This is a genomic window from Accumulibacter sp., assembly GCF_029255285.1.
In the GTDB taxonomy this organism is placed as follows: Bacteria; Pseudomonadota; Gammaproteobacteria; order Burkholderiales; family Rhodocyclaceae; genus Accumulibacter.
Genome location: NZ_JAPUVI010000078.1, coordinates 1 through 3,280 on the forward strand (window position 1 = coordinate 1; position 3,280 = coordinate 3,280).

General features: G+C 67.4%; 2 protein-coding genes and 2 pseudogenes. 2 read left to right on the forward strand and 2 right to left on the reverse strand.

Annotated elements, in window-relative coordinates; translation table 11 throughout:
* A pseudogene (locus tag Q1M07_RS09145) lies at window positions 1-321 on the forward strand (hypothetical protein); the annotation flags it as partial.
* Between the two features lie 349 nt (window positions 322-670).
* Window positions 671-1,501: a pirin family protein gene (locus Q1M07_RS09150; RefSeq protein ID WP_248594940.1), complete on the forward strand. Its 831-nt coding sequence runs from the start codon at window positions 671-673 to the stop codon at window positions 1,499-1,501.
* On the opposite strand, the gene Q1M07_RS09155 is transcribed toward Q1M07_RS09150, so the two are convergent.
* Window positions 1,495-2,430 (reverse strand): VTT domain-containing protein, encoded by a 936-nt coding sequence (locus Q1M07_RS09155; protein WP_034909163.1) that lies wholly within the window; start codon window positions 2,428-2,430, stop codon window positions 1,495-1,497. The two genes, Q1M07_RS09150 and Q1M07_RS09155, sit on opposite strands and share 7 nt — an antisense overlap.
* Window positions 2,431-2,552: 122 nt before the next feature.
* A pseudogene (locus Q1M07_RS09160) lies at window positions 2,553-2,773 on the reverse strand (ABC transporter permease); the annotation flags it as partial.
* Window positions 2,774-3,280: the final 507 nt, after the last annotated feature.

Sequence of the window (3,280 nt, forward strand, 5' to 3'; positions counted from 1 at the left end):
CCATCGAAGTTCTTCCGCTTCCCCGGGATGTGCTTTGTCGAACTCGGACTCGGCCCCCTGGCGCGCGATCCGGCGAACGGCCAGGAGGGTGACCTGCCGTACTCCTTCCTGCAACACCTGCGCGAGGCCTTGCTGGAACTACGGCCCGTGTCGAAGCAGAACAAGCTCGTGCACCGCGTGCACTCGCTCGAATTCCCGTATCGAATGGTCAAGAACGGCTTCTACCTGGGAATCGGCAGCGAACTCGTTTATTACCCGATGCTCTCGCAAGCCGTCTTGCGGAGGGATTACAGCAACTGGTGGCGTTCGGCCAATCTCTAGCCGGGTGCGGCAGCTAGCACCAACCCAGATGCCGTCGTGGAGGGAAAGGCGGGCCGTTCTTTCGGGAACTTCCTGGCGCGCCGCCACTCTGGATTGACGTGCTCATCGTTCACCAGAAGGGCATCTTCGGGGCACACCACTGCATCAGCCAATCCTTTTCCTGCAGCCGACCTACTTTACTGAGGGGTGAGCCGCGCATGCCTGCTCGCCTGTATGCCATTTTGGGGGAAGTCCCATGAGCCCAAGCGATCGCGATTCACTCCCGGCACCCTCGCACGTTCCGCACTCCCTCCCGTCCAGCCCGTCGATCGAACGTATCGAGGCGCGCGTCGCCGACCTGGGTGGCGGCATGGTCGTCCGTCGCGCCTTGCCGACTCGGCAGCGCCGCATGGTCGGCGCCTGGTGCTTTCTCGACCATGCCGGCCCGCTCGGCTTTGCCCCTGGGCAGGGGATGCACGTCGGCGCCCACCCGCACACCGGCTTGCAGACCTTCACGTGGATGATCGAGGGCGAGGTTCTGCACCGCGACAGTCTGGGCAACGAGCAGGTCATCCGTCCCGGTCAGGTCAACCTGATGACGGCCGGGCGGGGCATCAGCCATAGCGAGGAGTCGCTGCCCGACGAGCGGCGACTGCATGCCGCGCAACTCTGGATCGCCTTGCCCTCCGGGGTCAGCGACTGCGATCCTGCGTTCGACCACTATCCGGACCTGCCACGCTGGAACGCGGGCGGCTGCGCCTTTACGCTGCTGGCGGGCGCCTATGGCATACATGTGGCCCCTGCGCGACTCCACTCGCGTCTGGTCGGAATGGACGTGTGCAGTGCGCTGGGGGGCGCGGTCGACTTGTCGCTGAATCCGGGATTCGAGTACGGCATCCTGCCTCTCGAAGGCGCGATACGGATCGGCGCCGAGCGCTTCGCAAGCGACGAGTTCGCGTATCTGGGCGACGGCGCGGGCACTGTCAGGCTGGAACTGACGGCAGGCAGCCGCATCCTTCTGCTCGGCGGTGCGCCCTTCGGCGAGCAAATCCTGGTGTGGTGGAACTTCGTCGGCTTCAGCAAGGAGGACATCGCCAGCGCGCAGCGCGACTGGGAGGCCGATGGCCCGCGCTTCGGCCGCGTCGCGGGCCATGCGGGAAGGCGCCTGGCCGCCCCGGCACTGCCCTGGCCCGGTTACTGACGCGGCGGGTCGTTGCGGGTGGCTGCCAGCCAGGCGTCGTAGCCTCCCTGCAGCACCCTTACCGAGAGGTAGCCGTCGTCGAGCAGATGGCGTGCCGCGGCGATGGCTCCCGCGTCTTCCGGACAGGCGCACAGGGTGACGATGGGCCGGCTCCTGGGCCAGTCGCCCACCGCGTCGTCAAGACGGTCGTGCTCGGCCACCTTGGCGCCAGGCACAGCGTCCGTTTCGGCGATCATCGTGGCCCCTCGCAGGTCGAGGATCAGCGGCGGCTGTTGCGAGCGCAAGGCCTCGATCAGTTCGTCGGGGGTGATGTGCGGGACAGTGCTGGATCGTCTGAAGCGATACTTCTGCCACAGTTTCCATCCCAGCCAGGCGCCAATGAGTGGCAACACGACGGCAAGCGCCGTGCCGGTATGCCGGTCGAGCGCGCCGATGGCGGCCTGGACCTCGTCCTTGAGCAGCCAGCCGGCGCCGAGCGCCAGCCCTGCCCACAGGCAGGCGCCCGCGCCGGCGGCCATGAGAAAGCCCGGCAGGTGCATGCGCAGCGCGCCGGCGATGGGGGGCGCGACCGTCGAGAAGCCGGGAACGAACTTCGCGACGACGATCGATGAGAGCCCCCAGCGGATGAAGCGGGCCTCGGTCTGGCTGACGCAGGAAGCGGGGTTGATCGAGAGCTTGCACAGCCCGGCCAGCGCTCGATAGCCGAAGACCCTGCCGGCCCGATACCAGAGCCAGTCGGCGATGACCGAGGCGACGATGGCGGCCGCCAGCACCTGGCCCAGATGCCCCGGGGTTGCCGCCAGGCTACCGGCCAGCAGCAGGGTCGGCACGGCCGGGACCGGCAACCCCAACTGTTGCAGCAGGACATTCACGAAGACGACCGTGACGGCATCCTGCTGAACGGCCTGGATGATCTGGGAGAGTTCCATCGTGATTGGTCAGACGCGGCGTCCGGCCCGGCCGCCAGGTGCGGCGGCGAGTCGCGAACGTCCATCTTCTTCGAGGTCCGGGGCGTGCTTCATGGTTGCATTTTCATCTGGTGGAGCCGGCCCTAGCGCTTGGCCAGCGACTGTACGGGATCGAGGCGCGCCGGCAGGACGCCGAAGACGCTGCCGGTCAGCAGCGCCGTTCCCAGCCCGGCGAGCACCGCCCAGTCGGGGGGAAGGCCGGATACGCCGGATAGAGCTGGCGGAGGTTCGCCGCGCCGGCGTGGCCGAGCGCCTTGCGCAGGCCGATCTCCGCCGTGCGCTGGGCGACCGAGTCGAGGAGGATAGGAAATCCAGCGGTACCATCGAGAGTATATGAGCCTTCATCAAGGGGCGTCAATCTCGACAAATTCGTGGGCGTGAGCGTGTGACGCTGAGGACGCACCTGACGATTTGTGCCGCCTGTCGAAACTTGCGCACTCACCTCGCCTTCCTGCGCCAGGCCATGCACAGGTACGCCGAAGACCCGGAGAAGCGAAGACACCATCCGATCGCCGACGCGTCGATTGCCGCCCGCTGGCTGAGCCGGCAGCAGTGGTGGGCGCGCGGCGTGTCCACTTCACGGATCGGAGCAGGCGATCTCGGGTACGATAGTCGGCGCCCGGGGACGCTCTCGATCGCGTTTCCTGCCCGCGGCTGCCAAACCAGGAGACGACATGAGCCATCGCTTCGAAAACGCCCGTGCGCTGCTGATCGCCGTGGACCAGAACAAGGAAGCCAGCGCCGCCTTGCCGGCCGTGGCCGCCGACGCGCGCGCCCTGCGCGATGTCCTGGTGCATCCGGCGCGCTGCGG